Annotated in this window: 21 protein-coding genes; 12 read left to right on the top strand and 9 right to left on the bottom strand. The window is 72.7% G+C overall.

Features of this window, described 5'->3' with window-relative positions:
* Nucleotides 1–350 precede the first annotated feature (350 nt).
* The 8 genes from AB5J51_RS35945 to AB5J51_RS35910 all read left to right on the top strand — a co-directional run bounded on the left by AB5J51_RS35945 (nucleotide 351) and on the right by AB5J51_RS35910 (nucleotide 9,002).
* Complete coding sequence (locus tag AB5J51_RS35945) at nucleotides 351–1,538, top strand: hypothetical protein (RefSeq protein WP_369779624.1); 1,188 nt, start codon at nucleotides 351–353, stop codon at nucleotides 1,536–1,538.
* A complete protein-coding gene (locus AB5J51_RS35940; RefSeq protein WP_133899090.1) occupies nucleotides 1,535–2,329 on the top strand; it encodes a WecB/TagA/CpsF family glycosyltransferase in 795 nt (264 codons plus the stop codon). Before AB5J51_RS35945 ends, AB5J51_RS35940 begins: the two co-directional genes overlap by 4 nt.
* A complete protein-coding gene (locus AB5J51_RS35935; protein ID WP_053787438.1) occupies nucleotides 2,329–3,585 on the top strand; it encodes a nucleotide sugar dehydrogenase in 1,257 nt (418 codons plus the stop codon). Before AB5J51_RS35940 ends, AB5J51_RS35935 begins: the two co-directional genes overlap by 1 nt.
* Nucleotides 3,586–3,589: 4 nt before the next feature.
* The gene (wecB, locus tag AB5J51_RS35930) at nucleotides 3,590–4,699 is read left to right on the top strand and encodes a non-hydrolyzing UDP-N-acetylglucosamine 2-epimerase (protein ID WP_369779623.1); all 1,110 of its coding nucleotides are present in this window, start codon (nucleotides 3,590–3,592) and stop codon (nucleotides 4,697–4,699) included.
* A 145-nt stretch (nucleotides 4,700–4,844) separates the two neighbouring features.
* Nucleotides 4,845–5,585, top strand: coding sequence for a chain length determinant protein (locus AB5J51_RS35925; RefSeq protein WP_369779622.1), 741 nt, complete (start codon nucleotides 4,845–4,847; stop codon nucleotides 5,583–5,585).
* Nucleotides 5,582–7,051 (top strand): oligosaccharide flippase family protein, encoded by a 1,470-nt coding sequence (locus AB5J51_RS35920; protein ID WP_243879153.1) that lies wholly within the window; start codon nucleotides 5,582–5,584, stop codon nucleotides 7,049–7,051. The genes AB5J51_RS35925 and AB5J51_RS35920 overlap by 4 nt, the downstream gene beginning before the upstream one ends.
* A 5-nt stretch (nucleotides 7,052–7,056) precedes the next feature.
* The gene (locus AB5J51_RS35915) at nucleotides 7,057–8,163 is read left to right on the top strand and encodes a hypothetical protein (protein ID WP_369779621.1); all 1,107 of its coding nucleotides are present in this window, start codon (nucleotides 7,057–7,059) and stop codon (nucleotides 8,161–8,163) included.
* Nucleotides 8,164–8,195: 32 nt separating this feature from the next.
* Nucleotides 8,196–9,002, top strand: a complete 807-nt coding sequence (locus AB5J51_RS35910) for a glycosyltransferase family 2 protein (protein WP_369779620.1) — start codon at nucleotides 8,196–8,198, stop codon at nucleotides 9,000–9,002.
* Between the two features lie 14 nt (nucleotides 9,003–9,016).
* Here the strand turns inward: AB5J51_RS35910 and AB5J51_RS35905 are convergent, their stop codons facing one another.
* Nucleotides 9,017–9,988: a glycosyltransferase gene (locus AB5J51_RS35905; RefSeq protein ID WP_053787442.1), complete on the bottom strand. Its 972-nt coding sequence runs from the start codon at nucleotides 9,986–9,988 to the stop codon at nucleotides 9,017–9,019.
* A complete protein-coding gene (locus AB5J51_RS35900; protein WP_369779619.1) occupies nucleotides 9,931–11,955 on the bottom strand; it encodes an O-antigen ligase family protein in 2,025 nt (674 codons plus the stop codon). Before AB5J51_RS35900 ends, AB5J51_RS35905 begins: the two co-directional genes overlap by 58 nt.
* Before the next feature lie 95 nt (nucleotides 11,956–12,050).
* Here AB5J51_RS35900 and AB5J51_RS35895 point away from each other — a divergent pair, with 95 nt between their 5' ends.
* Nucleotides 12,051–12,743: a hypothetical protein gene (locus AB5J51_RS35895; RefSeq protein WP_369779618.1), complete on the top strand. Its 693-nt coding sequence runs from the start codon at nucleotides 12,051–12,053 to the stop codon at nucleotides 12,741–12,743.
* A 77-nt stretch (nucleotides 12,744–12,820) separates the two neighbouring features.
* Here the strand turns inward: AB5J51_RS35895 and AB5J51_RS35890 are convergent, their stop codons facing one another.
* From AB5J51_RS35890 to AB5J51_RS35860, 7 genes are all read right to left on the bottom strand, one after another.
* Entirely contained in the window at nucleotides 12,821–13,867 is a 1,047-nt protein-coding gene (locus tag AB5J51_RS35890) for a glycosyltransferase (RefSeq protein WP_136223397.1), read from the bottom strand.
* Complete coding sequence (locus tag AB5J51_RS35885) at nucleotides 13,864–17,163, bottom strand: DUF4082 domain-containing protein (protein WP_136223395.1); 3,300 nt, start codon at nucleotides 17,161–17,163, stop codon at nucleotides 13,864–13,866. Before AB5J51_RS35885 ends, AB5J51_RS35890 begins: the two co-directional genes overlap by 4 nt.
* Before the next feature lie 39 nt (nucleotides 17,164–17,202).
* On the bottom strand, nucleotides 17,203–18,318 hold the full coding sequence (locus tag AB5J51_RS35880) for a DegT/DnrJ/EryC1/StrS family aminotransferase (RefSeq protein ID WP_369779616.1): 1,116 nt from the start codon (nucleotides 18,316–18,318) through the stop codon (nucleotides 17,203–17,205).
* Nucleotides 18,315–19,133, bottom strand: a complete 819-nt coding sequence (locus AB5J51_RS35875) for a NeuD/PglB/VioB family sugar acetyltransferase (protein WP_078987445.1) — start codon at nucleotides 19,131–19,133, stop codon at nucleotides 18,315–18,317. Before AB5J51_RS35875 ends, AB5J51_RS35880 begins: the two co-directional genes overlap by 4 nt.
* Nucleotides 19,130–20,284, bottom strand: coding sequence for a DegT/DnrJ/EryC1/StrS aminotransferase family protein (locus tag AB5J51_RS35870; protein ID WP_136223391.1), 1,155 nt, complete (start codon nucleotides 20,282–20,284; stop codon nucleotides 19,130–19,132). Before AB5J51_RS35870 ends, AB5J51_RS35875 begins: the two co-directional genes overlap by 4 nt.
* The gene (locus AB5J51_RS35865) at nucleotides 20,281–21,303 is read right to left on the bottom strand and encodes an NAD-dependent epimerase/dehydratase family protein (RefSeq protein WP_369779615.1); all 1,023 of its coding nucleotides are present in this window, start codon (nucleotides 21,301–21,303) and stop codon (nucleotides 20,281–20,283) included. The genes AB5J51_RS35870 and AB5J51_RS35865 overlap by 4 nt, the downstream gene beginning before the upstream one ends.
* A gap of 102 nt (nucleotides 21,304–21,405) precedes the next feature.
* Nucleotides 21,406–22,542, bottom strand: a complete 1,137-nt coding sequence (locus AB5J51_RS35860; RefSeq protein WP_078987446.1) for a Gfo/Idh/MocA family protein — start codon at nucleotides 22,540–22,542, stop codon at nucleotides 21,406–21,408.
* 409 nt (nucleotides 22,543–22,951) lie between these two features.
* On the opposite strand from AB5J51_RS35860, the gene AB5J51_RS35855 reads away from it, so the two are divergent.
* From AB5J51_RS35855 to AB5J51_RS35845, 3 genes are all read left to right on the top strand, one after another.
* Complete coding sequence (locus AB5J51_RS35855) at nucleotides 22,952–23,824, top strand: glycosyltransferase family 2 protein (RefSeq protein ID WP_133899078.1); 873 nt, start codon at nucleotides 22,952–22,954, stop codon at nucleotides 23,822–23,824.
* Nucleotides 23,825–23,938: 114 nt separating this feature from the next.
* Entirely contained in the window at nucleotides 23,939–25,285 is a 1,347-nt protein-coding gene (locus AB5J51_RS35850) for an MFS transporter (protein ID WP_369779614.1), read from the top strand.
* On the top strand, nucleotides 25,282–26,295 hold the full coding sequence (locus AB5J51_RS35845) for a TolB-like translocation protein (RefSeq protein WP_369779613.1): 1,014 nt from the start codon (nucleotides 25,282–25,284) through the stop codon (nucleotides 26,293–26,295). Before AB5J51_RS35850 ends, AB5J51_RS35845 begins: the two co-directional genes overlap by 4 nt.
* The last annotated feature ends 47 nt before the right edge of the window (nucleotides 26,296–26,342 follow it).

The following is a 26,342-nucleotide window of genomic DNA, read 5'->3' as shown; positions in this document are numbered from 1 at the left end:
GTACACGGGATCTGAGCAGGCAACAGGCTTTGTTCAGTGGGGGGTTGTACACGACGAGGGCATCGCGGACCAGGTGACGGACGGCGCATCATCGCGCCCGCCCGACGCTGCCGTTCGCGCGTGCTCCGGTCCGGGGCATCGCTGGGGGGATCCAGTGGGCGGCCCCGGACGGTCCGTGCCAACGGGGGAATCACACCGCCGGCACGTGCGCCGTCATGCGCAGTCCCCTCCGCGGAACGACGACCGCCAGGTCTGTCCGAGGAGCGATCAGAGGGGGTAGGTGTGTTGGAGCCGTACAGCTCGGACATACGAGGTGCGCGCAGCACACAGGGAACCGGGGTGGGGACCCGGTGACCGCGGCACGAGCAGCACGAGCAGCACGATTAGAAGCACTGGCCCACGAGGACCCGTCGCTGCACGCGCTCGCCGAGCGGCTGCTCGCGCTGGCCGAGGCGGGACTGCCCGACATGTACCTGCCGGGCTCCGACACCTTCGTGTTCACCCGGGCGGGGACGGTCACCTCCGACGGCGTCCGCCGGATGGAGGGGCGCGGAACCAGTACCCGGTACGCGGCCATCACCGCGCTGGGGGCACGGTTCCTGCCCGAGGAGCGGCAGCGCGCCCTGTTCGGCGGACACAGCGTCGAGGAGTACGCGGGACTGCTGGTGGAGCGGCTGCCCGTGGTGACGAACCTCGGGGACGCGGCGCTCATCGCCTGGGCCGCCGCCGAGACCGGCCACCCGAAGCTCGCGGACGCCTTGGCGCGGGTGGCCGCGCTGGACATCCCCGGGCGGCCGCAGTACACCGTCGAGGCGGCATGGGTGCTCTCCGCCCTCGCCGCGGCCCGCACCTCGGCGGACGTGGAGCACCGCCTGGCGGTCGCCCGCGACCGGCTGCTGGCGGCCCGGGCGGTGGGCAGTCCGCTGTTCCCGCACGCCACCGGGCCGGGGCTGGTCCCCGGATACCGTTCCCACGTCGCCTGCTTCGCCGATCAGACGTATCCGCTGCAGGCGCTGGCCCGGCTGCACGCGAGCGGCCCGGATCCGGAGGCCCTCGCGGCCGCCGAGGCCTGCGCCGCCCGGATCTGCGCACTCCAGGGGGACGGCGGACAGTGGTGGTGGCACTACGACGCCCGCACGGGCGATGTGGTGGAGGGATACCCCGTCTACAGCGTGCACCAGCACGCCATGGCCCCGACCGCCCTCTTCGACCTCGCCGACGCCGGGGGCACCGATTTCGGCGCCGCCATCCGCCGGGGCCTGCGCTGGATGACGGAGGTGCCCGAGATCAGCGGGCCCGACGGCACCCCGCGCGAGCCCATGATCCTCGAGAAGTACGGGGTCACCTGGCGCAAGGTGTACCGCGGCGACCCGGCCAAGGCCGTCCGCGCCGCCCGCGGAGTCACCACGAAGGTGGCCCCGCACGCGCGGCTGGCTCCGCTCGACCGGATCTTCCGCCCCGTCGTGATCGACCGCGAGTGCAGGCCGTACGAGTTCGGCTGGCTGCTCCACGCCTGGCTCGGGGGGTTGCACAGATGACTGCTCACCGACCGTCCCGACCGACCCTCTTCGGGGTCAGGCTCGACGCCCTGACCATGGACGAGACCGTACGTCGCTGCCTCGACGCGGTGAAGCGCGGCGAGCAGATCGAGATCGGCATGGTCAACGCCGCCAAGCTGGTCAACATGCGCCGAGACCCGCGCCTCGCGGCGGCGGTCTCGGGCTGCGACCTCGTCCTGGCCGACGGCCAGGCGGTGGTGTGGGCCGGCCGCGTCCTCGGCGTCAGGCTGCCCGAACGGGTCGCGGGAATCGACCTGTTCATGCGGCTGCTGGCCGCCGCCGAGACCGCGGACGTCCCCGTCTACCTGCTCGGCGCCCGGCAGGACGTACTGGACCTGATGCTCGGCCGGATCGCCGAGCGCTTCCCGGCGCTGCGCGTGGCCGGGAGCCGCAACGGCTACTTCGACGACGCCGACCAGGCCGAGGTCGCCGACGCCGTCGCGGAGAGCGGCGCCCGGCTGCTGTTCCTCGGCATGACCTCGCCCAAGAAGGAGATCTTCACCGCCGGGTACGGCAAGCGCACCGGCGCCCACGTGGTGCACGGCGTCGGAGGCTCCTTCGACATCCTGGCCGGCATCACCAAGCGGGCTCCCGCGGTCTGGCAGCGCATGGGCCTCGAGTGGTTCTACCGGGCCCTGCAGGAGCCGCGCCGCCTCGGCAAGCGCTACCTCACCACCAACACCGCCTTCCTCCTCATGACGGCCCGGGAACTCATCCGCCGTACACCGTCTGCCATACCGTCTGCCGGTTCCGCGAACAGGAGTCACTGATGCGCGTCGTCGTCGTGGGACAGGGATACGTAGGCCTCCCGCTGGCCATCAGGGCCGCCGAGGTCGGACACCAGGTGGTCGGTTACGACGTGGACGCCCGGCGGGTCAAGAGCCTCGCAGCCGGCGAGTCGTACGTGGAGGACGTCTCCTCCGAACGGCTGACCCGGGCGCTGGAGCGCGGCGCCTACCAGCCCAGTGAACTCGCCCGCGACTGCGGCGGTTTCGACATCGCGGTCGTCACCGTCCCGACCCCGTTACAGGACGGCGCCCCCGACCTGCGCTACATCGAGGAGTCGGCGCACACCCTGGCCCGCTTCCTGCGGCCCGGCGCGACCGTCGTCCTGGAGTCCACCACCTACCCGGGCACCACCGAGGAGCTGTTCGGCCCGATCCTGGAGGACGGATCCGGCCTCACCGCCGGAGCCGACTTCCACCTCGGCTACAGCCCGGAGCGGATCGACCCCGGCAACACCGTCTGGGGCTTCCAGCAGACGCCCAAGGTCGTCTCCGGTGTGGACGCCGCCTCGCTCAAGGCGGTCGAGGCCTTCTACGGAGGTCTCGTCGACAAGACGGTGCCGGTGCGCTCGCCCAAGGAGGCCGAGCTGGCGAAGCTGCTGGAGAACACCTTCCGGCACGTGAACATCGCCCTGGTCAACGAGATAGCCATGTTCGCCCGCCACCTCGACATCGACGTGTGGCAGGCCATCGAGGCGGCGTCCAGCAAGCCGTTCGGCTTCATGAAGTTCACCCCGGGCCCCGGGGTCGGCGGACACTGCCTGCCGATCGACCCGTCGTACCTGTCCTGGCGGGTACAGCGAGAACTCGGCCAGAACTTCCGCTTCGTCGAGCTGGCCAACGACATCAACAGCCACATGCCCGAGTACGTGGCGCGCCGCGTCATCGACGCGCTCAACGCCAAGCGCCGCTCCGTCAACGGCTCCCGGATCCTGCTGCTGGGGCTGGCGTACAAGAAGAACACCGGCGACGCACGGGAGTCGCCGGCGGTACGCATCTCCCAGCTGCTGCTCGACATGGGCGCCAAGGTGCGCGCGGCCGACCCCCACGTGGTGGAGGGCCTCAAGGTCGACGCCCGCCTCGTGCGGGTCGAGCCGACCCGCAAGGAGCTGGCCTCCGCCGACGTGGTCGTCCTGCTCACCGACCACGACTCCTTCGACTACGCGATGATCACCGAGCACGCCTCCTTCGTACTGGACTGCCGCAACCGGGTCTCCGGTCCCGCCGTGGAGGTGCTCTGACACCATGCCCAGGATCATCTGCGTGGCCGGAGCACGGCCCAACTACATGAAGATCAAACCGGTGATGGACGCGCTGGAGCGCCGCGGCGCCGAGGTGATCCTCGTCCACACCGGGCAGCACTACGACGAGTCCATGAACGACGTGTTCTTCCGCGACCTCGGCATCCGTTCCCCCGACCGCTACCTGGGCGCCGGGTCCGGCACCCACGCCCAGCAGACCGGCCGGGTGATGGCGGCCTTCGAGCCGCTGGTCGACGAACTGGCCCCGGACGTCGTCGTGGTGGTCGGCGACATCAACTCCACACTGGCCTGCGCCCTGGTCACCGCGAAGGCCGGCCCGCTGCTGGCCCATGTGGAGGCCGGACTGCGCAGCCGGGACTGGGGCATGCCGGAGGAGGTCAACCGGGTCGCCACCGACCGCGTCAGCGACTACCTGCTGGCTCCTTCCCCCGATGCGGCCGCGAACCTGCGGTCGGAGGGGTACCGGGAGGACCAGATCCACGTCGTCGGCAACGTCATGATCGACACCCTGTTCGCCAACCTGGACCGGGCCAGCGCCTCGGACGTCCTGGACCGGTACGGGCTCACCCGGGGCGGGTACGGCCTGGTCACCCTGCACCGGCCGGCCAACGTGGACGACCCCGGGGCGCTGCGCGGCCTGCTGAAGGCACTGGGCGAGATCGCCGACCGCTGTCCGCTGCTACTGCCCGTGCACCCTCGGGCGGCGCAGCGGCTGGAGGAGATCGGCGTCCCCGGCGGGATCCGGATGGTCCCGGCGGCCGGATACCTCGACTTCATCGCCCTGCAGGACGCCGCCCGGGTGGTGCTCACCGACTCCGGGGGCGTCCAGGAGGAGACCACCGCCCTCGGTGTGCCCTGCGTGACGCTGCGGGAGAACACCGAGCGGCCGATCACCGTCGAGGAGGGCACCAACCTACTGGCGGGCACCGACCCGGGGCGCATCACGGCCACGGTGAACCGGGTGCTCGACGAGCCGCCCGCGGCGCGGTGCCCCGAGCTCTGGGACGGCCGCGCGAGCGAGCGCATCGCCGCGGTCCTGCTGGACGGCGGGACGGCGGGGAACCGGCTGCGGCCCACCGACCTGGCGCCGTAGCGCCCGTCCGGGCCGGCGAAGAGGTCGACTCGGCCACACCGCAGGAACGCAGGACCTCAAGACGCAAGAACGCAAGAACCGTAATCACACAGATGAAAGAGCGGCGGCGCGTGGAGGACACGACGCCGCCGCGAGGGGGAAGACCATGGATCTCGCGGAGATCTGGCGGGTCATGTGCAGGCGGTGGTACGTGCTGCTGCCCGGACTGCTGCTCACGGCCGCGCTCGTCACCGGCGTGTACGTGCTGGTCCCGGTGGAGTACCGGTCACAGAGCACGGTGACCCTCCTGAACTCGAAGAAGGCCACGGTGGCCTTCGACGGCAACCCCTTCCTGAGCACCCAGGCCTCGCTCACCGGCATGGCCGACGGCCTGGCCCGCAACCTCAACTCCGACGACTCCCGGGCCGACCTCAAGTCCCAAGGCGTCACCGGGGAGTACGAGGCGAAGATCGCCGACAACGCCCAGGGGCCCTTCATGTGGCTGAGCGTCACCGGCACCGATCCGAACGCCGTCCTGAAGTCGGACCAGGTCTTCACCGCCTACGCCGAAAAGCGGCTGCAGGAGTTCCAGGCCCAGCAGTCGGTGACGGCGGAGGCCATGATCCGCATGGCGACGATCGTCCCGCCCCAGAACCCGGAGGCGCAGACCAAGACCCGGCTCCAGTACCTGATCATGGCGGGCGCACTGGGCTTCGTCCTCAGCCTGGTGGCCACCTTCTTCGTGGAGGCCCGGCGCCGCAGGTCGGGCAAGCCGGGCCGGCACCGGCCCGGACCGGCCGAGGCCGCCGCGCTCGAGGGCACCGGATCCGAGGCAGTGCCCGACGCCGCGGACTCCGGCGCGAGCGCCTCCCGTACGGCCCGGGCATCCGCCGGATCGTCGCCGTGACGGGGACCGACACCGGTGTCCGGGCCGCCCCGGCCGACACACCGTCACTGGGGCGCAAAGTCGGGTCCGCCGCCCGGTGGAGCCTGGTCAACACCGTGGTCATGCGCCTCGGCAACTTCGTCACCGGCATCATCCTCGCCCGCTTCTTCCTCGGTCCCGAGGCGTGGGGCGTGTACGGGATAGCCCAGACGGTGCTGCTGGTCCTGCTCTCCGCGAACGAGCTCGGCGTCTCCCTCGCCATCGTGCGCTGGGAGGGCGACCCGCGCCGCTTCGCCCCGACCGTGCTCACCCTGAGCGCCACCTCCAGCTGCCTGCTGTACGCCGTGCTGTTCACGGCCGCCCCGGCGGTGGCCCGGGTGCTCGGCTCGCCCGAGGCCTCCGGGATCCTGCGGGTGATGTGCGTGTGCGTGGTCCTCGACGGGCTGTCGCAGGTGCCCGCCGGGTTCCTGACCCGGGAGTTCGCGCAGGGCAAGCGGATGGCCATCGACGCCGTCAACTTCGTCCTCAGCACGGGGGTGACCCTGCTTCTGGCCGTCGAGGGCTGGGGCGCGATGAGCTTCGCCTGGGGCTCCGTGGCCGGCAACGCCGCCGCCCTCGTCGGCTGCTGCCTCGCCGCGCCGGGCACCCTGAAGTTCGGCTGGGACCGGGAGCAGGCGCGGGCGCTGCTCCGCTTCGGGCTGCCGCTCGCCGGGGCCAGCATGCTCGCCCTCGGCGTCGTCAACGTGGACACCATGGTGGTCGGCTCCGCCCTGGACCAGCTGGCCCTCGGCTTCTACGTGCTCGCGTTCAACATCTCCGGCTGGCCCGTGCGGATCATCTCCGAGGCGGCCCGCCGCGTCTCCTTCGCCGGGTTCTCCCGGCTCGCCGACTCACCGGGGGCGCTGGCCGGCGGATTCGGCCGCGCCCTGGGGGTGGTGATGACCGGCACCGTCCCGCTCTGCGTCCTGCTGGCCGCCCTGGCCGGGCCGATCGTCGGGCTCGTCTACGGCGACCGCTGGCTGCCCGCGGCCGCCGCGCTGCCCTGGCTGATGGCGCTCGGCATGGTCCGGATCGGCTGCGAACTGGCCTACGACTGCCTGGTCGCCATCGGCCGGCGCCGCTCGCTCATCGGCGTCCAGGGGCTCTGGCTCGTCATCCTGATCCCGGCCCTCGTGATCGGCGCCGGCGCCGGCGGGATCGTGGGCGTGGCCCAGGGACACGTCCTGGTCGCGGGCGCCGTCGTGGTACCGGTGTTCCTCTTCGCGCTGCACCGCGGCGGCGTGACCTTGCGCACCGTGGCCCGGGCCTGCTCCTGGCCCTTCCTCGGCGGCGCGGTGATGGCCGCCGTGGTCCTCGGCCTGGAGCGGCTCCTCGGTGACGGCGTCCTCGCGCTCCTCGCGACCGCGGCCGCGGGCAGCCTCTGCTACGCCCTGTGCATCCTGCCGAGCCTCGGCTTCCTGCGCGGCGCCCCGCAGGCAGCGGGGTAGCCGCGGTGGCACGCGACCGCAGGCGCCTCGTGGCCTGGCTGCTGGCCGGGCTCGTCCTGGCCGTCGTACTGGCGCTGTACGACGCCGACCGGACCGGGGTGAGCGAACCCCCGGCGGGGCCGTGCCCGGACAGCGCCCTCCGGTGCCACGGCGCCACTCCCCCGCACGAGTCCACTCCGTCGGGCCCGCCCTCCGCAGACCCGTCGGCATCGGGCGGTCCGAGCCCTTCCGCCAGTACGGCGCCGCCCTCGGCCACGCCCTCGCCGGGTACGAGCCCGCGGCCCGGCGGCCCCTGCTCCTCGCCCGGCGCCTGCGGATTCCCCGACGCCCGCACCACCGGCCCGCGGATCGCGCTGGAGCGGCACGACACGGGGAACATGTCCGTCAAGACCGACGGCACGGTCATCAAGGGCTGGGACATCCGCGGTTCCCTGGACGTCTACGCCAACGACGTCACGATCATCGACAGCCGGATCACCTCGGCGAACTGGTGGGGGATCAACCTCCGCCCCGGCTACAGCGGCCTGCGGGTCCTGCACACCACCATCACCGCCGTACCGGGCAAGGGTCCCGACAACGGCGGCGTCGACTACGCGGTCTCCAACATGGGCGGCAGCTCGATCGAGGTCGGATGGTGCGACATCTCCGTGTTCGGCAACGCCCTCTCGATGGGCCAGGGCGAGCTGCACGACAACTACGTGCACGACATCGTGCCCTTCCGCAACCAGGGCGGCGAGTGGCAGCACACCGACGCCGTCATCAGCGGCGGCGGCAACAAGGGCCGCCTCACCATCCGCCACAACACCCTGCTGAACCCCGTCCCCGTGGAGCAGGGCGCCAGCGCGGCCATCGGACTCTTCGCGGACACGGGCAGCGTCTCCTCCGTGGTCGTGGACGGCAACTGGCTGGCCGGCGGGGCGTACGCGCTGTACGGCGGCGGGCCCGGGGCCACCGGCATCCAGGTCACGGACAACGTGTTCTCCGCCCAATACCACCCCAACGGGGGCGCCTACGGGCTGGTCGCCGCCTGGAACGCGGGCGGGGCCGGGAACGTGTGGCACGGCAACCGCACGGCCGACGGCCGGCCCGTGGTCCCCGAACCCACCTCCTGAACACCCTGCTTCCCGACGATCGAGAGGACATCATGCACCGCATCGCCCGGGCTCCCTGGGAGCTGCTGAAACGGGCCTTCGGCTGGCTGGTGCTCTTCGAGGCCAGGAACAAGGTCCTGCTCGCCCCCTCCGCCGTGCGGCTGCGCCGTCTCGAGGACGCCGAGACCACCCGGCTCGCCGCAGTCCTGGGCAGTGCGCCCACCGCGCTCGTGGCCACCGTGATCGCCACCCACCGGCGCCCCGAGGCGCTGCGCGCGGCGGTCCGCTCGGCCCTGGGGCAGACCGTGGCCGACCAGGTGGTCATCGTCGTCGACGACGGTGCGGGACTGCCCGAACTTCCGCCGGATCCGCGGCTGTTCGCGGTGTCGCTGGCCCGCAACACGGCCACCGCCGGAGTCGTGCGCAACGTGGGGATACGGCTGACCCTCTCGCGGTACGTGGCCTTCCTGGACGACGACAACCTGTGGGAGCCCGACCACCTGGAGCAGGCCCTCGCGGTGCTCGAGCCGCCCGGCGGCCCCGACGCCGTGTACACCGCCCTGCGCCGGGTGCTGCCCGACGGCTCCGAACGCGACGTGCTGTCCGTGCCGTTCGACCGGCGCCGCGCCGCCCACGAGGCCTTCCTCGACACCAACGCCTTCGTGGCGCGCCGCACCCGGTCCCTGTACTTCAGCCGGCTGCGGCGCACGCCCGAGGTGCTGCCGCGCGAGGACTGGGAGCTCGTACGCCGCTACGCGCGCCGTCACGAGGTCCGCCACGTGCCGCGGCCCACCGTCCGCTACCTGGTCAACCCGGAGAGCTTCTACACGGCCTGGGACGGGCAGACGCCCACCGGGTGAGGCGGCGGCCTCGTTCAGGGCCCGGGCGTGGCGCGCAGCGCGGACGGGCTGGCCAGCGCCCGCGCCGCCGCCCGGTTGGCCGGCCGGCCGAGCGCGGCCCGCGAGGTCTCGCGCAGCAGTACGGCCCCGCGGAAGGCGGCGGTGGCCGCCGGCCCGTGCCGGCGGCCGTAGAGCCGTACGCGGTTGAGGGTCAGCAGGGTCCACAGGCGGGGCGAGACCTGCGAGTCCCCGCCCAGGTGGACGGCGGAGGCCGCGGGTTCGAGGCGGGTGGCGAAGCCTCGGTCCCCGGCCCGCAGGCAGTACTCGGTCTCCTCCGAGTACAGGAAGAAGGATTCGTCCCAGGCCCCGCAGGCGTCCAGGCAGTCCCGGGAGAGCGCCATGAGGGCGCCGGTCGCCCAGTCGGCGACGGTGGCCCGCTCGTACGCGGCCGGGTCGGTGACCAGCTCGCTCCACCGCGGGAAGCGCCCGGCCCGCCGGTTGCCGATCACCGCCTCCCCCAGGGCGCGCGTCACACGGGACTCCCGGCGCAGCGAGTGCTGGAGGGTGCCGTCCTCCTCGTACAGCAGCGGGACGCTGATCCCGACGCGGCGGCCGCCGGACAGGGGTGCGTCGAGCGCGTCGACGAGGAGTGCGGCGCAGCCCCGCCGCATTCGGATGTCGGGATTGCACACGAGGGCGGCGCTGAAGCCGCCCTCCTGTGCGGCGGCGGCCGCCAGGGCGGCGTTCACGCCCGCCGCGTACCCGGCGTTGCGGCCGGTCTGGACGACGGTCGCGTCCGGGGCCAGCGATCGGACCAGCTCGACGGTGTCGTCGGCCGAGTCGTTGTCGGCGACGACCAGGCGCCAGTCGAGCCCGGCCAGGCCCGCCGGCAGGGAGGCCAGGAACTCGGGGAGCACGCGGGCACTGTTCCAGGTGACGACGAGGACGGCTACGGGACCGGCTGCGTGAGATCGGGCCGGCGGGCCGGGATCGCGGCGGGAGGACATGGGGACTCCACGGTTCGGGGCTTCGGCGCGCTGCGCCGGATGAAGCCGAGGTAACTGCCTCCGGCGGCGATCGTCAGGAAGAACATCCCGGCGAACATCGGGAAGCTGAGGGCGTCGAAGGTGGCGCTGCTGACCAGGGCGACGAGGGCCGAGGCGAAGAACGCCTGGCCGAGCTCCCGGTCGGACTCGTCGGCGGCGAGGCGGCGGATGGCTCCGCCCTGGTGGATGCCGGTGAAGAACAGCGCCAGGAGCGCGAGGAGGCCCAGCAGGCCCATCTCGGCCAGGGTCAGCATGTACTGGTTGTCGGTGAAGAAGTAGAGGTCCGGCGTGAAGGTCCCCAGGCCCCGCCCGAACAGCGGACGTTCCTCCAAGTAGGGGACGATCGCGCTGTACTTGACGGTGCGGGCCTGGGTGCTGCTGTCGGAGTTCGACAGGAAGGACCCGAAGAGCGTGGTGATCGTGCCGATCAGTCCGGGGACGAGGACCTTGAAGCAGGCCACCGAGCCCAGCAGGAGGCCGATCGCGGTCCAGCGCCGCTGCGGCTTCCAGCGCGGCACCATCACCAGCACGACGATGAGCGCGCCGATGATGGACGTCCGCGACACGGTCAGCGGCAGTGCGCCGCCCATCAGGGCCACGGGACCCCAGCGCCGCCAGCGGCTGAGGTGGCTGCGGACGGGGTCGAAGGCCTGCTGTACGGCGAAGGGCAGCAGCAGGGCGAGCATGCCGCCGAACTCCAGCGGCTGCGCGGTGGTGGAGCGCGGCCTGGTGAACGCCCCGCGGTCCAGGGTGGTGATCTGCGCGACGCTCGAGTGGAGGCCCGGGATGCTGATGTGTTCGGCGATGTTCGTCGCGGTGAAGAAGTCGTAGTAGCCGATGGCGGCGACCACCGATCCCATCACCACGGCCCGCCGCAGCAGGACGTCGAGACGGGCCCGGTCCTGGATGCCGGCGGAGACCAGCACCACGATCGACACCCAGACGAGCAGCCCGATCAGGCCGCGGTCCGCCCCCAGCACCTCCTTGTGCGAGCTGCCGCGGCCGGCGTTCGCGAGGTACGAGGCCAGCACCGAGACGGCCAGCAGCCACATCACGACCCGGGGCAGCCGGGTGCCCGCGGCCGGCCGGATCCGGCCGGTCAGCCAGGTCGCGAGGTACCAGAACAGACCCAGGAGCGCGAACACGTTGGCCGGTGTGCCCACACCGCCCAGGCCGGGCAGGGTCAGGTTCGACGGGATGAAGAAGGCCAGCCCCAGGTAGCCGCTGAGCAGCGCGGCGGCGTCCGGGTGCCGGCCCCGAAGCCTCCTGCGGACGCGCGCCCGGGGTGCGCCGGGCGCGGCGGCGGCCTCGCGCCTGCGGCGGCGGGCCACGAGCAGGGTCTCCGTCACGAAGGACAGCGTGAAGCCGGCGGTGACGCAGGCGATGACCACGCCCAGCACCTGCTGGTAGCGGCTCTTGAGCTGGGGTTTGGGGGTCTGCGGCAGCACCACCGGGGCCGTCTGCACGAAGTACGCGGGCTGCACCTTGGCCGCCGCCTGGAGCGCGTTGAGCTGCTCGCCGGCGAAGGTGGTGAGCGTACTGGTCTCCTTGAGCACCTTAGCCCGGTCGGTGCCGGTGACAGTCAGGGTGAGCATCGGGCCCGAGGTGTTCGCGGCGAAGCCGACCGTGTAGGGGTCGGTCACGCCGAGACCGTGCAGGTCGCGCGCCGCGTCTGCCCCTGACAGGGTCCTGATCAGCACGTCCGCGGTCACGACCAGGGAACCGCCCGCGTTCGAGATGGGGTTGCCGAAGGCGGGGGCCAGTTCGGCCACCGCCGTGGAGTCGAGCAGCGCCACCGAACTCTGCGACTGGTACGCCACGGGCACCGACCGGTACAGGTGCAGCCCCGCGAGGAGTCCGATCAGCGTGAGGGGCACCATCACGTACCAGCGGCGCCGCAGCACCGCGGCTATTTCACCGATGCTCACGAACACTCCTTCGCGCCTGCCGGAACCGATGGCGGGCCGACCCGCGTCCTGGAAAGATCGAACGCGACGGAAGGAATCCTGTGTCGCCTGGTGAGTTGTTCCGCACGCTTCGCCGCCGCTGGTACGTCCTGGTCCTGGTGGCGGTGCTCGCGGGCACCGGGGCCCTGCAGGTGCTCCGCCCCACCCGGACCTATGTGAGCTCGGCGATCGTCGTGCTCAAGCCGCCGGTGACCGGCAGCCAGCCGAACCAGCTCGCCAATCTCCAGCCGCCCCTCGCGGCCGTGTCGTACGCGGCGGTCCAGCAGCTGGAATCCCCCGCCGGTGCGGATGAGTTGCGTGCCGCGGGGGTGGCGGGCACGTACCGGCTGATCCCGCGCAACAGCGGCACCAGCGTCACGCCCCGCTATCTGATCCCCTCGCTCCAGGTGCAGGCGGAGCACGCGGAGCCCGCCGCGGCCAACCTGGCCGTCCTGAAGGTCGTCGAGGCCTATACGAAGCGCATCACGGCCATGCAGGCCGAGCAGCAGATCCCGGAGCCGGCGCGGATGAGCGTGACGCTCCTCGTGCCGCCGACGGCGGTCGCGCAGACCGGGACCAAGAGCCGCGGGCTGGCCGGGACGGCGCTGCTGGCCGGGGTCTGCGGCGTGGCCGCCGCCCTGTGGACCGATCAGGTCGTGACGCGCCGGAACCGGCGCCGGCGCGAGAGCGCCGACACCGGTCCGGAGAGCGAGGCGGGGGCCGTCGCCGAGGCGCGGAGCCGGGTGCCCGCGGCCGCGGCGGCCCGCTGAGGAAGCGGGCCGCCGGGCCGTTGGTGCCCCGGGGACGGGGCGGTGGTGCAGTCGGTGCTGTCGGTACTGCTGGTTCATCAAATCCCTCGGCGCTTCCAGGACTGCCACCAGAGCCACTCGCGCCCCCGGTCGGCGACGGCCGAGAGCACCAGCGGCTGGAGGTACGGCATCACCCGCGCCCCGATCCGCCGCCGCCGGCGCAGCGCCCGGTATTCGCCGAGCGAGGTGTACTCCGGCAGGCACTCGGCGGCGAAGGCCTCCAGCTCCTCGACGGGAACCACCCCGGTGCGCCCGCGGTCGTACGCGCGGTAGGCGCGCCGCAGCGCGTACCGGGCGAGCCGGGTCCGCGCCAGGGCCGACAGCCGGCCGGCCTCCGGGAGCATGCCGGAGCACTTCTCCAGGACGGAGTCGAAGGCGACGAGGCGCTGGCGCAGGTCGTCGAGCTGTCCGCCGAAGTCCGTGGTGGACATGTTGTTGCCGTGGACGCGGTAGAAGGCCTGGTCGGCCCCGCGGACGTAGCCCACGTCGGCGTGCGCCGCGAGCCGCATCCACATCTCGATGTCGCCGGCGTGCGGGAGGTCCGGGTCGTAGCCCCCGACCTTGCGCTGGAGGCTGGTGCGGACGACCACCTCGGGCGAGGTGATGCACCCGGTGCCCTCCCGGAAGCGCCGCTCCAGCCACCATCGTCCCGGGTAGACCACCGAACCGGTGCTCCGGGTGCGGGCCGCGGGCAGCGGTCCGCCGTGCCGGAACCGGAGCGGTCTGCCGTAGGCGAAGCCGGCTTCGGGGTGGGCGTCGAGCAGCGCCGCGGCGCGTACCAGGGCCCCGGGGACCAGCCGGTCGTCGGCCGAGAGGAGGGCGACGTAGTCCCCGTCGGCCCACTCCAGCAGGCCCTCGTTGTAGGTGGCGATGTGGCCCTGGTTGCGCTCGTGGACGCGGACCTCGATGCGGGGGTCGGCGGCCGCGAGGGCGCGCGCGACCTCCGCCGAGTCGTCGGGCGAGGCGTCGTCGATGATCAGGACCCGTACGTCGACGCCTTCCTGCTCGTCCAGGACGCTCTTGACGCAGTCGGCCAGGAAGTGGCCGTACTTGTAGCAGGGGATCACCACGCTGACGGTGCTCACTGGCCGGACACCTCCGTGGAGCCGTCCGACGCGAGGCCGGCCGGCGCCGTGGTGGTGAACACCGGGCCGACCCAGTAGTTCACGGAGCCGAAGGTGTTGGTCGGGAAGGCGGTGGAAGCACCGTACTTGTAGAGGCCGTTGGCGCCGCCGCTGCCGTCGGCCGGGGCGACCAGCGGGTAGGAGCGGTGCGCGGCGGTGAAGTAGCCGCCGTCCACGGAGTACTTGCCGTTCGGCGCGTGGTAGGAGGCCACGTAGCCGGTGCCCGCGGTGATGGGCACCGGGGTGGTGAAGTGCAGCTGCTGCCAGCCCGACAGGGTCTCGCTGCCGAAGGTGCCGGTCGCGAGGAGCGTTCCGTCGGCCGACCACAGGCTGCCGGTGTGCGTGCCGGTGTTCCCGGGGCCCTTGTAGAAGGTGATGCCGGTGACGTAGCCGCTGACCGCGGACTGGAAGCGGGTGCCCAGTTCGACGGAGTTGGTGTCGTCGCCGACGTTGGCGGTGCTCGGCTCGGCCGTGGGTCCCCACAGGGTGCAGGGACAGTTCACGGTGGGCGGGCTCGCGCTCGTGGTGAACGTCCAGGTGACGGGCGCCGTCATGGCGTTGCCCCACAGGTCGGCGGCCTGCACCGACGCCGTGTAGGTGGCGTTCAGCACCAGCTCCGTGGACGGGGTGAAGGTGGCGCTGTTGGAGGCGCTGAGGACCTTGCTGCCCGGAACGGCGGCGCCGCCCGGGTCCTTCAGAGTGAAGGCGAGGGTGTCGGCGTCGATGCCCTCGCTGAAGGTGGCCTTCACCGCCGCCGTGATCGCGGTGCCGGTCGCCGCGGACTGCGGCGTGATCGAGGTGACGGTGGGCGGCGTCGTGCTCGCGGTGGAGGTGTCCAGGACCGCGTCGACCCAGTAGTTGCTGCCGGACGAGGCCGTGGAGGGGAACCCGCCCGTGGCGCTGTAGCGGTACACCCCGTTGCCTCCGTCGGTACCGCTGCGCAGCGCGGTCAGCGGGGCCAGACCCGCGTCGGCGCCGGCGAAGGTGTTGTCGAAGGAGTATCCGCCGTTGGGGGCGAAGTAGGAGGCGATGTACGTGGTGTTGGCCTTGACCGGGACCGGCGAGGAGAAGTTCAGCTGCTGCCAGCCGGACGCCGTCTCGTTGGTGAAGGTGCCGGTGGCCAGGCGCTGGCCCGTGCTGCTCCACAGGCTGCCCGTGTGGGTGCCGGTGTTGGCCGGGGACTTGTAGAAGCGGACGCCGGTGATCGAGCCGGGTGCCGAGGAGCGGATCTTCACGCCGAGTTCGACGGCGCTGCCGTCGCCGGCGTTGACGGTGCCCGGTACGGCCGCGGCCGGCCAGACGGTGCAGGGGCACTGCTGGGGTCCCACGGTCAGCGGCACGGTGGTGGTGGCGCCGATGTTGACGCTGTCGTCCACTGCGCGGACCTTGATCTGCACGGGGCCGGGGGTGGTCGGGGTCCACTTGTAGCTCCAGGACCCGATGCCGGTGGTCGCCTTCCACGTGGTCCCGCCGTCGGTGGAGACCTCCACCCGGGCCACGACGCCGCCGCCGCTGTCGGTGGCGGTGCCCGTGACGGTCACCGGCCGCAGCGCGGGCACCGTGGCGTTGGGCGCCGGGCTGGAGACCGTGATGGCCGGGCCCGTGGTGTCCGTGGAGGCGGTCGCGGCGACGAGGTTGCTCTGCAGGGACTTGGGCTGCACGCCCATGTCGGCGAAGACGTTCACCGTCGCCTGCTGCATCCGCTTGTCCTCGGTGACCACCGCGTCGTCGGGGTTGCCCGTCGGCATGTTGGTCAGGCCCCAGGACCACTGCACGGTGCCGGCGCCGAAGACCAGGGCGTGCGAGGTCTGGTCGCGGAAGGCGACCAGGCTGTGCGTGGCGGTGCCGTTCCCGTACGTGTTGCCGTAGTCGAGGCGGAGCTTGCCGTCGTTGATGTCCACCGTGGTGGACGACAGCTGGATCTGCCCGGGCGGACGCGCCGCGTCCTCGACGTCGCTGTCCCATTCGTAGCCGAGCGTGCCGGCCGGGAAGGTGGCGGTCTGGGAGGGGGTCAGGCTCGCGACGGTGGTGTTCCGCCACAGCCGCATCTTGGCGAACGCGCCGGGCACGGTGAGCGCGTCGCTGCGGTAGCCGTTCACGCTGAACAGCGAACCGGTCAGCTGGTTCTGCGGCTGGTAGGGCCGCCCATTCGTGGAGCTGGCCGGGTCCATGAACGTGCCGGTCCAGATCCCGCTCGGGTCGGGAATGCCGTTGGGCTGGGGGAAGGAGAGCTTGGTCTCCTTGTAGCAGACCAGGGTCCGGTTGGCCGTGGCCGCGCCGTCGATGCTGGGCGCGAGGCGGGTCTTCCAGAAGACCTCGTTGCCGCTGAAGTACGTCTGGTGGACCCCGGCGCGGCGGGCGCCGAGCGCGTTGGTGAACTGGTCCTGGGTCCAGTACTCGTCGTGGCCCGAGGACATGAAGACCTTGTGGTTGCGGAGCTGGGTCGCGCCGCGGGTCGACATGTCGATTCCGGACATGTAGCTCACGTCGTACCCGTTGCGCTCCAGCCAGGAGATCATCTGGTACTCGGATCCGTAGATCCCGTTCTCCCCGCCGATGTCCATGGGCCGGTTGTAACTGACCTCGTACGCCCGGCCGTCCGGCGCGGGTCCCCCGCCGTCGTACAGGTCCTGGCCGCCGTAGTTGTTGTACGCCTGCCAGGTCTGGTCGCTGGTCTGCACGACGATGTCGGAGTGGCTGGAGTCGTTGCGGACGACGAACGGATAGGGCATCACCCCGTTGCCGTCCGCCTGGTCGAGGTTGGCGATGTACAGGCCGGAGACGGCATCGGCCGGCACGGTCCACGTCGCGGTGACGGGCCAGTTCCCGCAGTCGACCAGACCGGTGGCGGCCTTGGTGGTGCAGCTGTGCGGGTTGCCGCCCGGCTGGAAGTTCGCCGGGTAGGTCTGGGCCGCCTGCGCCGCTGTGGACATCAGGCGGGCCCCGTCACCCCCGTAGTGGCCCAGCCGGTAGACCGACACCCGGTACGGGGTCGGCGACTGGACCTTGAACTGCACCGTTTCGCCCGCCTGGACGCTCATCTGGGCGCTGAAGCCCTTGATGTCGCCGTAGGCGCTGGGCGCGAACCAGTCGGACATCGGTGTGCCCGGCTTGGAGTTCTCGCACACGATCGCGTTCGTGCCGGGACCGCAGGGGTCCACTGCACCCGCCACCGAGGACGGAGGTAAGACCGTGGCCATCAGGGCCGCGACCACGGTGAAGAGGCCGTACCGGAGCAACCTTGTCCGTCTGTTCATCTGTACCTCTTTTTTGTACGTCTGCGCGGGCGCACGGCGTCAGCGCAGCGCGTCGGTGAGCGCGTCCACGACCCGCTGCTGTTGGGCGGCGGTGATCTGCGGGAAGAGCGGGAGGGAGAGCATCCGGTCCGCGGCCTGCTCGGCGTGGGGGAAGTCCCCGCGGCCGTGTCCGAGGTGTCCGAAGGCCGGGGTGAGGTGGACCGGGGCCGGGTAGTGCACGCCGGCGCCGATGCCCTCCGCGTTGAGCTTGCCGACGACCGCGTCGCGGTCGGCGCCGCTGACCCGGACGACGTACAGGTGCCACACGTGGACGTTGCCGTCCGCGGTGACCGGCAGGGTCAGGCGTCCCGTGGCCGCCAGAGCGCCCAGCAACGCGTCGTAGCGGGCGGCGGCGGCGCGGCGGGCCGCGTTCCCGTCGGCGAGGCGGGCCAGCTTGGCCCGCAGGACCACGGCCTGCAGCCCGTCGAGCCGGCTGTTGAACCCGGCCACGTCGTGCTGGTACTTGGCGATGCCGCCGTGGTTGGCGAGGGCCCGTACGAGGTCGGCCGTCTCCTCGTCGTCGGTGACCACCGCGCCCGCGTCGCCGTAGGCGCCCAGGTTCTTGCCCGGGTAGAAGCTGGTCGCGGCGATCCCGCCGCTGCCCGGGGAGCGGCCCTCCCGCGTGGCGCCCTGGCTCTGCGCGGCGTCCTCGACGACCTTGACGTAGGAGGGCAGCTGCGCGGCCAGCTCGGCGGCGGGGGCGCACTGCCCGTACAGGTGCACCGGGACCACCGCGCGCGTGGCCCTGCCGACCGCGTCCAGCGCGGCCTGCGGGTCCATCAGCAGCGTGTCGGGCAGGCAGTCCACCAGGACCGGCCGCGCGCCGATCCGGGCGACCGCGCCGGCCGTGGCGATGAACGTGTTCGCGGGCAGTACCACCTCGTCGCCGACGCCCACCCCGCTTGCGCGCAGGGCCAGTTCGAGTGCGTCGGTGCCGTTGGCCACGCCGACGCAGTGGCCTACCGCGGTGAAGGCCGCGTACGCGCGCTCGAAGGCCCGGACCTCCTCACCGCCGATGAAGGCGGTGTCGGCCAGCACCCGGTCGAATCCTGCGCGTATTTCCTGCGCGACCTCGGCGTGCGCCGCCTTCAGGTCCACGAGCGGTATCTGGTTCATCCGGCTGTGCTCCCCATCCGTGTCTCCGGCCTCGTGCGTGTCCCGGGCCCTGTCCGTGTCTCCGGCCCCCGGCCGGTCGCCTCGCCGTCGGCCCGCAGCTCGTCGAGCGCCGGGCCCCCCGCCGCGCGCAGCCGGCGGGCCGGGCTTCCGGCCCACACCTCGCCGGGCGGCACATCGGCCAGGACCGTGCTTCCCATCCCGGTCAGCGACCAGGCGCCGACCGTGGTGTTCTCCCGTACGAGGGCGCCCGCGCCCACGTACGCCCCCCGCCCCAGCCGCACCCCGCCGCCGAGGCGGACCCCGGAGGCGAGCGTCGCGAAGTCCCCGACCGTGTCGTCGTGGGTGAGGACCGCGTGCGGCATCACGGCCACGTGGGCGCCGACCCGTACGGCCGCGGTCAGCACGCAGTGCGCGAGCAGCACCGAGCCCGCGCCGAGCACCGAGGACGCCGAGACGGCGGCCGTGGGGTGCACCACGGTCGCGTACCGGCTCTCGGGCAGGGCCAGGCGCCGTACCACGCGGGCCCGTACCGCGTGGTCGCGCGGACTGCCGACGCACACCACGACCCGGGCGTCCGGCCGCCGGTGCACCAGGTCGCCGGCGCCCAGCACCGGCACCCCGTCGACGTCCCGGCCGTGCAGGGCCGGGTCGTCGTCCAGGTGCCCGGCGAGCCGCCACCGCGGGGTGCGGCCGCGCTCCCGGTCGGCGGCGACCGCGTCCCGTACGGCCTGGGCGGTCTCGCGGGCGAATCCGCCCGCGCCGACGATGAGCAGGTCCTGGGTGGTCGGGCCCGTCGGGGCGCTGGGCGCGGTCATCCGCCGGCCTGTTCGCGCAGCACCGCGACCACCCTGTCCTGCTGGTCCTCCGTCATGGTGTGGAACAGCGGCAGGATCAGCGAGTCGCGGCTGATCCGCTCGGTCACCGGCAGCGGCGCCGCCCCGTGTCCGGCGTACGCCGGTTCCAGGTGCGAGGCCATGATCCCGCGCCGGGCCGAGATCCCGGCCCCGGCCAGCACCGAGAGCAGTTCGTCCCGGCCGACCGGGAAGTCCTCGGCCAGCAGCACCCAGTACGACTGGAAGTTGCCCTCGCCGTGACCGGGGTCCCGGACCGGGCGCAGGCCCGGGATGCCCGAGATCAACTGGCCGTACCTCGCGGCCAGTTCGCGGCGGCGGGCCACGATCGCGTCCAGCTTGCCGAGCTGCACCAGGCCGACCGAGGCCTGGATGTCGGTCATCCGGTAGTTGTAGCCGACCTCCAGATAGCTCTCGGCGATCGGCTTGCTGCTGGCGTGCCGCTGCGCCGCGGACACGTTCATGCCGTGTTCGCGCAGCCGGCGCAGTCGCTCCGCCCACTGGGTGTCGTCCGTGGTCACCATGCCGCCCTCGCCGGTGGTGATCACCTTGCGCGGGTGGAAGGACCACGCGGCGAGGAGCGCCCCGTGGCCGACCGACTTGCCGCCCACGGTCGCGCCGATCCCGCAGGCGGCGTCCTCCACCAGCGGGATCCCCCAGTCTGCGCAGGCTGCGCGCAGTGCGTGCACGTCGGCCGGCACTCCGCCCTGGTGGACGGCGAGCACCGCCCTGGTCCGCGGGGTGCGTACGGCGTCCACGGTCTCGGGGGTCAGGTTCCCGGTGGCCTCCTCGACGTCCGCGAACACCGGGTGGGCGCCCACGTAGCGCACCGCGTTGGCGGTGGCGATGAAGGACAGCGAGGGCACGACCACCTCGTCGCCCGGCCCGAGCTCCAGCGCGATCAGCGCCAGGTGCAGGGCGGTGGTGCACGAGCTCACGGCGATGCCGTGCTCGGCGCCCACCCGCTCGGCGAAGGCCCGCTCGAACTCGGCGACCCGGGGGCCCTGGGCGACCCAGCCGGAGAGCACCGCGTCTGCGGCGGCCTGCGCCTCCTCCTCGCCGAGCCACGGGATCATGACGGGGATGCGGGCGGGGGCCGGGACCTGCGCGCTCATCGGCCGGCCTCCCCGGCTGCTGCTGCCGCCGCCGCCGCGGCGGCGGCGGCGTCCGCCGCGCGCTCGGCCCGCCACCAGTCCACCAGGTCCCGCAGCCCGCGGCGCATGTCGATCTCGGCGGTGAAGCCGAGCCGCCCCGAGGCCTGCGAGGTGTCCGCGAGGCGGCGGGTGACCCCGTTCACGGCGCGGGCCGGTCCGTGCTCCGGCACCATCCCCTCCGCGCCCATGGCCTCGAGCAGTCCGAGGGCCAGGTCGCGCAGGCTGGTCTCGGTTCCGCTCGCGACGTTGAACACCTCGTCGGTCAGGTCCGATTCGGCGGCCAGCAGGTTGGCCCGCGCGATGTCCCGTACGTCGGCGAAGTCCATGGTCTGGGTGCCGTCGCCGAGGATCAGCGGCGGCTCGCCCGCGGTGATCCGCTCCATCCAGCGGATCAGGACCTCGGTGTACAGTCCGTGGATGTCCATCCGGGGCCCGTACACGTTGAAGTAGCGCAGCGCGATGTAGTCCAGTCCGTACATGGCGTGGAAGCTGCGCAGCACGCCCTCGTTGAAGGCCTTCGCCGCCCCGTAGAAGGTGTCGTTGTTGTACGGGTGGTGGCGCTCGGTGGTCGGGAAGGTCTCGGCCAGCCCGTAGACCGAGGCCGAGGACGAGGCGATCACCTTGCCCACCCCGGCGGCGACCGCGGCCTCCAGCACGTTGAACGTGCCGTCGACGAGCACCTCGTTCGCCAGCCGCGGCTCCTCCGCGCACTGGGTGATCCGGATGGCGGCCAGGTGGAACACCAGGTCGGCGCCCTCGGTCGCCTTGCGTACGGCGGTCGTGTCGCGGATGTCGCCGTCGACGACCTCCACCACGCCACTCTGCAGGGCGCGGGCCAGGTTGGCGGTGCGCCCCCGCACGAAGTTGTCGAGCACCACGATCTCGCGCGCCCCGTTGTCCACCAGCAGGTCGACCACGTGCGAGCCGATCGTGCCCGCCCCGCCGGTGACCAGAATCCTCTTGCCTCGTACGCTGCTCAACGCCCTGCCCCTACTGAGTCGGTCATGGTGTTTCGTGCTGCGCCCGCCGCAGTGTGCGCGGCCCGCGGGCGCGGGCGGTCCCGTGGCGGGACCCGCCAACGGTCAGCGCCCGGTGCGCAGTCCGACGACCGCGCCGCGGAACTCCAGGCTCCGGGAGGCGGCTTCCAGGATGTCGAGCACTTGCAGGCCCGCCCAGCCGTCGGTCAGCGCCGGCCGCCGCGTCCTGATCGCGGCGGCGAACTCCTCGACCATGCTGCGCAGGGCCTCCTTCTCGCCGATCGCGGGCGCCACCATGTCCCCGGTCCGGTAGGAGACGAGCATGTCGCGGCGCTCGTCCGCGCCGATCTCCTGCGGGGTCGTCATGTCCACGCCGCGGTCGTAGACCGCGATGCGCTGCGTGGGGTTGAGGTCGTCCCACACCAGGGTGCGCTTGGAGCCGCCGACCATCGTCGTGCGGACCTTCACCGGGGAGAGCCAGTTGACGTGCACGTGGGCGATGGCGCCGGTGTTGAGCGTGAGCGTCAGATAGGCCACGCAGGACTGGCCGGCGCCGATCGGGTCCGCGCCGTGCGCGGCGACGGCGACGGGCCGGATGTTCTCCGGGAGGATGAAGTCGAGGACCGAGAGGTCGTGGGGGGCCAGGTCCCACAGGACGTCGATGTCCTTCTGGACGAGCCCCAGATTGATCCTGACCGAGTCGACGAACTGGATCTCACCGAGTTCACCGGAGCGGACCATGTCGCGGATGCGGGCCACCGCCGGTGTATAGCAGTAGGTGTGGTCGCACATGAGGGTGAGGCCGCGCTCCTCGGCCTCGGTCACCAGCTTCAGGCCGTCCTCGTACGTGGCGGCGAGGGGCTTTTCGACGAGGACGTGCTTGCCGGCGCGCAGGGCGGCCAGGGCGACGTCGAGGTGGGTGCCGGCCGGGGTGGCGACGGCGACCGCGTCGACGGCCGGGTCCGCCAGGACGGCCGCGTAGTCGGAGGTCGCCTGGACCGTGGAATAGGCGCCGAGCACCTGCCGCGCACGGTCGACGTTCAGATCGCAGAGCCAGCGGAGCCGGAACCCCGGACTGGACTGGAAGTTGCGGACGAGGTTGGGTCCCCAGTAGCCCGCTCCGATGACGGCGACGCCTAACGGCTTGGCCGGCCACGCACCTGCGACCCCGCCCTCGCGCCCCGCACCCTTCGCGGCGTCCCTCTCGGATTCCTTCTCGGGTGCCTTCTCTGATTCCTTCACAGCGTTCCTTTTCCTTCCGCGCACGCCCGTGGGCGTATCGACAACCCATGGCCGGGACGCGTGCGAAGGAAGGGGGTGCCGCCGACGGCCGGCGCCGGGGCGCATGCGCGCCCCGTGCGTGACCTGCCCAACGGTGATGGCCCCCCACGACCGATGCCCTACGTGTTGCGACGTACTTTCCGCCCCCCGGCCGCCCGGCACCCCTCGCCGGTCCGGCCACGGGCACGCGGCCCGTTCCCCCAGGCCGCCGAACCCGTATTTCCCCAACTGCCTTGCTCCGGTTGGATTTCAGCGTCGCCGAAGCACGCCGAATCCGGTCGGCTGCGTTCAATCTAGACCACCGGGACTACCCCCGGGGAGAGTTGGAGGAAACGGTCGGGTCGGCTGTTCGAGCGTGCATACTTCCGGGGTGACCAGCATCGTGATCCCGGCCCACAACGAGGGCCGGGTCATCGGCCGGCTCCTCGACGCGCTCCTGGCCGACGGCCCGGACTCCGGGCCCGACATCGTCGTGGTGTGCAACGGCTGTACGGACGACACCGCCGCGGTGGCGGGCGCGCGGGGCCCCCGCGTCCGCGTGGTGGAGATACCGACTCCCTCCAAGCACACGGCACTTCGGGTCGGGGACGAGCACGCGCGGGGTTTCCCCCGCCTGTACGTGGACGCCGACGTGGAGTTCGGAGCGGCCGGCGTACGGGCGCTGGCCGGCGCCCTCGCCGCCAGTGCGGACCTCCTCGCCGCGGCCCCCGGCCGCGACATCCCGCTCTCCGGGTGCGCCTGGCCGGTCCGGGCGTACTACCGGGTCTGGCAGCGGCTGCCCGCCGTCCGCGAGGGGCTGTTCGGGCGCGGCGTCATCGCGGTGTCCGAGCCGGGGCACGAGCGGATCGCCGCGCTGCCCCCGCTGATGGCCGACGACCTGGCGGCGTCCCTCGCGTTCGGGCCGCAGGAGCGGCGCGTGGTCGAGGCGGCCCGGGTCGTGGTGCATCCGCCGCGCACCTGGGGCGACTTGATCAGGCGGCGCGTCAGGGCGGCGACCTCGTCCGCCGAGCTGGAGCGTTTCCAGGCGGCGGAGGCGGCCGGGAGCCCGGAGGGGGCGCGTGCGCCGTCCGCGCGCACCGGTACGGGCGACCTGCGCGCCCTACTCAGGGACCGGCCGAGCCTGCTCCCCGGGGTCGTCGTGTTCGTCGTGGCGGCCCTCGCCGCCCGCCGGGGAGCCCGCAAGGCCATCCGGACCGGGGACTTCTCCACCTGGCTGCGCGACGAGAGCAGCAGGCAGGGCTGAGCCGCCCCACCGGGCCGAATCGGGCCGTACGCCGCCCGGTTGGTCCGTACAACCACTAGGGTTTCACTCACACGTACGAGTGACTCAGACCGTCGGCACCGGGAGCTCGAGAGCATGTACCTCGCGGACCGCTCCGCGCCCGCCGGCGCGAAGACCGCACCGGAGACGGCACCGGACGGCAGGTCCGTCCGGGCCCCCGCAGTCGCCTCGGCCGTCCTCGCGCTGGGAACGGTCAGCCTGATCACCGACGTCTCCTCCGAGATGGTCACCGCGGTGCTGCCCCTGTACCTGGTCGCCGGACTGGGGCTGAGCCCGCTCGGCTTCGGCGCGCTCGACGGCGTCTACAACGGGGTGAGTGCGCTGGTGCAGCTGACCGGCGGCCACCTCGCCGACCGGGTCCGCAACCACAAGCTGATCGCGGGCATCGGCTACGGGCTGTCCGCACTGTGCAAACCACTGCTGCTACTCGCGCACACCCTGGGCCCGGTGGGCGTCGTCCTCGCCCTGGAACGGACCGGCAAGGGTCTGCGCACCGCCCCGCGCGACGCACTGATCTCCCTCTCCACACCTGCCGGGTTACAGGGCCGTGCGTTCGGCGTCCACCGCGCCATGGACACCACCGGGGCGCTGCTCGGCCCGCTCGCCGCCTTCTTCATCCTGAACATGGCGGTGGGCGGGTACGACGCCGTCTTCGGCGTCAGCGCGTGCGTCGCCGTGCTCGGCGTCGTGGTGCTCATGCTGTTCGTCCCGTCGGGCGCGGGCCTCGAGCCGACCGGGGGGCCTGCCGCGGAGGATCCCGGCACGGCGAAGCCGGACTCCCCCGAGCCCGCCGCCGTGAACCTGCGGGAGGCGGTGGCCCTGCTGCGGCTGCCCCGGCTGCGCGCCCTCGCGCTCTGCGCCGCCCTGCTGGGCCTGACCACCGTCAGCGACGCCTTCCTCTACCTGCTGCTCCAGGACCGCACGGGCATCCGCGAGCAGTGGTTCCCGCTGCTCCCCCTGGGCACCGCCGCGGTGTTCCTGCTGCTGGCGGTGCCGGCCGGCGCCCTGGCCGACCGGATCGGCCGCCGTACCGTGTTCCTCGCCGGGCACGCCCTCCTGCTGGCCGGGTACGGGCTGCTGTTGTGGGCCCCGCACTGGCCGGCCCTCCCGTACCTGGTCCTCGTACTGCACGGCCTGTTCTACGCCGCGACCGACGGGGTCCTGCCCGCCGCCGTCGGCGCGACCGTCCCCGCGAAGCTGCGGGCCACCGGCCTCGCCGTGGTCGGTACCAGCCAGGCGCTGGCCCGCTTCGGCTGCTCGCTCGCGTTCGGCGCCGCCTGGACCCTCTGGGGCGCCGGCCCCGCGCTCACCGCCGCCGCGGCCGGTCTGTGCTGCTGCGCGGCCGTCGCCGGCTTCGTACTCCGCCCGGCGGCGCCCGAAGCCGCTGCCGAACCGGCCCGACACCCCCGAGGAACCCGATGACCCGCTCACGCCGGCTGCTCGTACTCGCCGTGGCCGTGCTTCTCCTCGGGGGCCTCGGCACCGCGCTGGTGCTGCGCGCCGCCGCCCGGGCCGAGCAGACGCACGAGGGGGATCCGAAGGTCGCCCAGGGCCCGGTCACGCTCGGGCGGCAGGACCGGCTCGCCTTCCTCAACGGCGCGCAGGGCCCGGACCGCGGGGCGCTCGTCTCGGTCCCGGGGCAGTCGCCCCAAGCCGAGCGCACCGCGTCGCAGCTCACTTGCCGGCGCTTCCACGCGGCCGCCGGCACCGGCCTGTGCCTGAACTCCACTCCGGGCGCGCTCGCCCAGGACAACCGGGCCCTCATCGTCGACTCGGCCCTGCGTACGCTGCGCAGCTTCCCGCTCGCGGGCACCCCCTCCCGGGCCCGGGTCTCGCCGACCGGCCACTTCGTCGCCTGGACGGTGTTCGTCTCCGGCGAGTCGTACGGCGCCGCGTTCTTCTCCACGCGCACCGCGATCGTGGACACCCGTACGGGGGCGATCGAACCGGACCTGGAGAAGTTCTCCATCCAGCTGGACGGCCGGCCGTACACCTCGGGCGACGTGAACTTCTGGGGCGTCACCTTCTCCAAGGACGACGACACCTTCTACGCCACCCTCGGCACCGCCGGCCAGACGTACCTGGTGAAGGGCTCGGTCTCGCGGCGCAGCGTCACCACCCTCGCCCAGAACGTCGAGTGTCCGTCCCTGTCCCCGGACGAGACGCGGGTCGCGTACAAGAAGCGCGTCGCGCGCGGCGCTTCGCTGTGGCGCGAGCACGTACTGGACCTGGGGACGCTGCGCGAGACGCCGCTCGCGGAGAAGCGGAGCGTGGACGACCAGGCCGTCTGGCTCGACGACCGCACCCTGGCCTACGCCCTGCCCGCAGAGGGCCGGGCGGACACCACCGATCTGTGGACGGTCCCGGCGGACGGCACGGGCGCCCCCCGCATCCTGACCCCGGCGGCCTCCTCGCCGACGCGCCTCGGCTGACGGCGGTTCGACGCGTACGCACGGCAGGAGCAACTGCTCCCGAGCCC

The organism is Streptomyces sp. R33 (assembly GCF_041200175.1).
Taxonomy (GTDB): domain Bacteria; phylum Actinomycetota; class Actinomycetes; order Streptomycetales; family Streptomycetaceae; genus Streptomyces; species Streptomyces katrae_B.
Note: the sequence above shows the minus strand (reverse complement) of the source record. Positions and strands in the feature narration are given on the sequence as shown.

What these genes read in the sequence shown, in the direction of transcription:
- AB5J51_RS35940 (WP_133899090.1), top strand. Translation starts at nt 1,535, where the DNA reads ATGACTGCTCACCGACCGTCCCGACCGACCCTCTTCGGGGTCAGGCTC.
- AB5J51_RS35935 (WP_053787438.1), top strand. Translation starts at nt 2,329, where the DNA reads ATGCGCGTCGTCGTCGTGGGACAGGGATACGTAGGCCTCCCGCTGGCC.
- wecB (WP_369779623.1), top strand. Translation starts at nt 3,590, where the DNA reads ATGCCCAGGATCATCTGCGTGGCCGGAGCACGGCCCAACTACATGAAG.
- AB5J51_RS35925 (WP_369779622.1), top strand. Translation starts at nt 4,845, where the DNA reads ATGGATCTCGCGGAGATCTGGCGGGTCATGTGCAGGCGGTGGTACGTG.
- AB5J51_RS35910 (WP_369779620.1), top strand. Translation starts at nt 8,196, where the DNA reads ATGCACCGCATCGCCCGGGCTCCCTGGGAGCTGCTGAAACGGGCCTTC.
- AB5J51_RS35905 (WP_053787442.1), bottom strand. Translation starts at nt 9,988, where the DNA reads ATGTCCTCCCGCCGCGATCCCGGCCCGCCGGCCCGATCTCACGCAGCC.
- AB5J51_RS35885 (WP_136223395.1), bottom strand. Translation starts at nt 17,163, where the DNA reads ATGAACAGACGGACAAGGTTGCTCCGGTACGGCCTCTTCACCGTGGTC.
- AB5J51_RS35880 (WP_369779616.1), bottom strand. Translation starts at nt 18,318, where the DNA reads ATGAACCAGATACCGCTCGTGGACCTGAAGGCGGCGCACGCCGAGGTC.
- AB5J51_RS35875 (WP_078987445.1), bottom strand. Translation starts at nt 19,133, where the DNA reads ATGACCGCGCCCAGCGCCCCGACGGGCCCGACCACCCAGGACCTGCTC.
- AB5J51_RS35870 (WP_136223391.1), bottom strand. Translation starts at nt 20,284, where the DNA reads ATGAGCGCGCAGGTCCCGGCCCCCGCCCGCATCCCCGTCATGATCCCG.
- AB5J51_RS35850 (WP_369779614.1), top strand. Translation starts at nt 23,939, where the DNA reads ATGTACCTCGCGGACCGCTCCGCGCCCGCCGGCGCGAAGACCGCACCG.
- AB5J51_RS35845 (WP_369779613.1), top strand. Translation starts at nt 25,282, where the DNA reads ATGACCCGCTCACGCCGGCTGCTCGTACTCGCCGTGGCCGTGCTTCTC.